Source organism: uncultured Blautia sp. (assembly GCF_902497045.1).
Lineage (GTDB): Bacteria > Bacillota > Clostridia > Lachnospirales > Lachnospiraceae > Blautia_A.
On the sequence record NZ_CABVDF010000267.1, the window covers coordinates 1 to 3,310 of the forward strand.

3 protein-coding genes are annotated in these 3,310 nt (G+C 42.3%); all 3 read left to right on the top strand.

Annotated features, from left to right (window positions below):
- Window positions 1–94 precede the first annotated feature (94 nt).
- Window positions 95–1,474, top strand: coding sequence for an argininosuccinate lyase (gene argH / locus RDS42_RS13510; protein WP_308784113.1), 1,380 nt, complete (start codon window positions 95–97; stop codon window positions 1,472–1,474).
- A gap of 105 nt (window positions 1,475–1,579) precedes the next feature.
- A complete protein-coding gene (asd, locus tag RDS42_RS13515; RefSeq protein WP_177296993.1) occupies window positions 1,580–2,665 on the top strand; it encodes an aspartate-semialdehyde dehydrogenase in 1,086 nt (361 codons plus the stop codon).
- A gap of 230 nt (window positions 2,666–2,895) precedes the next feature.
- Window positions 2,896–3,310 (top strand): response regulator (locus RDS42_RS13520; RefSeq protein ID WP_308784114.1); only part of this gene is annotated, 415 nt, incomplete at its 3' end.

Genomic DNA, 3,310 nt, shown 5'->3' on the forward strand with positions numbered 1-3,310 from the left:
CATAAAAGATATATTTTCTCTTTGATTTTATAAAAAAATGTGTTATACTGGGAACACTTAGTTTAATATTACACAAAAACGAGGGGGAATGATTATGGCACAGCTATGGGGAGGACGTTTCACAAAAGAGACGGACAAACTGGTTTATAATTTTAATGCGTCTATTTCCTTTGATCAGAAATTTTATGAGCAGGACATCCGAGGCAGCAAAGCCCATGTAAAAATGCTGGCAAAGCAGGGAATCCTTACAGAAACAGAAAGAGACCAGATTCTGGAGGGGCTGGAGGGAATCCTTGAAGACGTAAAATCCGGGAAGCTTGAGATCACTTCCGAGTATGAGGATATTCACAGCTTTGTGGAAGCAAATCTGATCGACCGTATCGGGGATCCGGGCAAAAAACTTCATACAGGAAGAAGCCGTAACGATCAGGTGGCTCTGGATATGAAGCTTTATATAAGAGACGAGATCGATGCCATTGATCAGGAGTTGAAGGAACTTCTTATAGCTCTTCAGAAGATTATGGAGGAAAATATCCATACCTACATGCCTGGATTTACTCATCTTCAGAAGGCGCAGCCGGTTACCCTGGCTCATCATGTGGGCGCTTATTTTGAGATGTTCCGCAGAGACAGAAGCCGCATGGCAGATATCCGAAAAAGAATGAACACCTGTCCTCTGGGAGCAGGCGCTTTGGCAGGAACCACCTATCCTCTTGACAGGGACTATACAGCAGAGCTTCTGGGCTTTGACGAGCCTACCAGAAACAGTATGGATTCTGTATCAGACAGAGATTATGTAATTGAGCTTCTTTCTGCCCTGTCTACGGTGATGATGCATCTCAGCCGTTTTTCCGAGGAGATTATTCTGTGGAATTCCAATGAGTATCGTTTTGTAGAGATCGATGATGCTTACAGTACAGGAAGCAGTATCATGCCCCAGAAGAAGAACCCTGACATTGCGGAGCTTCTTCGTGGAAAGACCGGGCGTGTGTACGGGGCTCTGATGTCTATTCTTACAACCATGAAAGGAATTCCGCTAGCATACAACAAAGATATGCAGGAGGACAAGGAACTGACCTTTGATGCTATTGACACGGTAAAAGGCTGCCTGGCATTGTTTACCGGCATGGTATCTACCATGGAGTTCCGTAAGGATGTTATGGAAGCAAGCGCAAAGAACGGCTTTACCAATGCAACAGACGCAGCAGATTATCTGGTAAATCACGGTGTTCCTTTCCGTGATGCCCATGGCATTGTGGGACGTCTGGTACTGACCTGTATTGACAGAGGGATTTCCCTGGATGAACTGCCCCTGGAAACTTACAAAGAGATCAGTCCTGTTTTTCAGGAAGACATTTATGAGGCCATCAGCATGAAGACCTGTGTGGAAAAACGCTGTACTTATGGAGCGCCGGGAGCAGAGGTTATGGAAAAAGTTATCTCAGCCAACAGGGAATATCTTGAGAATAATTGAAAAAGAAAATAAAAAAATACTTGCATTTTTCCATAAAGTGGTATAGTATGTACAAGAAAGACAAATGTATGCAATACAAAGACATAAAGTGAGGAGAGATTTATTATGAGCGAGAAACTGAGAGTCGGTATTTTAGGAGCTACCGGAATGGTAGGACAGAGATTTATTTCTCTTCTGGAAAATCATCCATGGTTTGAGGTAGTGACACTTGCAGCAAGTGCCAGAAGCGCAGGAAAAACTTACGAAGAGGCAGTAGGCGCAAGATGGAAAATGGATACTCCGATGCCGGAAGCAGTGAAAAAAATTGTGGTAATGAATGTAAATGAGGTAGAGAAGGTTGCGGCAACCGTTGACTTTGTATTCTCTGCTGTAGATATGTCTAAGGACGAGATCAAGGCCATTGAAGAAGAGTACGCAAAAACCGAAACGCCGGTTGTTTCCAATAACAGCGCACACCGCTGGACACCGGATGTTCCGATGGTAGTTCCGGAAATCAACCCGGAGCATTTTGACGTGATTGAATTCCAGAAGAAACGTCTGGGAACAACCAGAGGCTTCATCGCAGTAAAACCGAACTGCTCTATCCAGAGCTATGCTCCGGTGCTGACAGCATGGAAGGAATTTGAGCCGTATGAAGTAGTGGCTACTACATATCAGGCAATTTCCGGAGCCGGCAAGACCTTTAAAGAGTGGCCGGAAATGGAGCACAATATCATTCCATACATCGGCGGAGAGGAAGAGAAGAGTGAGAAAGAGCCTCTGAGACTGTGGGGCAAGATCGAGGATGGTGTGATCGTTCCTGCACAGGAACCTGTAATCACCTGTCAGTGTATCCGTGTACCGGTACTGAATGGTCATACAGCAGCTGTTTTCGTAAAATTCCGTAAAAAACCAACCAAAGAGCAGCTGATCGAAGCGCTTAAAAACTTCAGAGGTGTTCCGCAGGAGCTTGAGCTTCCAAGTGCACCGAAGCAGTTTATCCAGTATCTGGAAGAGGACAACCGTCCGCAGGTAACCGAGGATGTAAACTACGAACACGGCATGGGAGTTTCTATTGGACGTCTTCGTGAGGATACTGTATACGATTATAAATTTGTGGGCCTGTCCCACAATACTGTAAGAGGCGCTGCCGGCGGAGCTGTTCTCTGCGCAGAGACTCTGAAAGCAAAAGGATTCATCACAAAGAAATAAAATATTGACAAATTATATAAAAAAGCAGACTGGCGGCTCTGGTTTACAGAGAAGGCAGCTTGCTTTTTTTGTATGCATCTGATCAGGCGGTAAGGAGTTCTACACAAATTTTGTTTATGTTGTAAATATAAGAGGATATGTCTTGGAAGTTTGTTAGTTGTGATGTTTTTTATTATACTGTAACTGGGACTTTTAGAAAATGCAAAAAACAGGAGATAGCAAAGGAGATTATGAAAGCAATTATTTGTGACGACGAAAAGAGTACATGTTCAGAGTTGGAGACGTTACTTTTAAAATATGCAGAAGAGAAAAAGATTAGACTGACTGTAGAAGTTTGTTATTCAGGTGAGGAACTCTTGAAAGATATGGAAAAAGAAGACATAGATATTTTATTTTTGGATATAGAATTGCCAGGTGAAAATGGAGTTTCAGTGGGAGAATATATAAGAAATGTTATGGAAAATGAAAATTTGTTTTTGATTTATATATCCTCAAAAGAATCATATGCGTTACAGCTTTTTCACAATCGGCCATTTGATTTTTTGGTAAAACCAATAAAACAAGAAAATATTTTTCAGGTATTAGATCAAATATATCGGATAGCGGGCAAATCAAATTTTATTTTTGAATTTCAAAATCAAAAAA

Excerpts from the sequence above, each read along its gene's own strand:
- argH (WP_308784113.1), top strand. The coding sequence starts at position 95 with ATGGCACAGCTATGGGGAGGACGTTTCACAAAAGAGACGGACAAACTG.
- asd (WP_177296993.1), top strand. The coding sequence starts at position 1,580 with ATGAGCGAGAAACTGAGAGTCGGTATTTTAGGAGCTACCGGAATGGTA.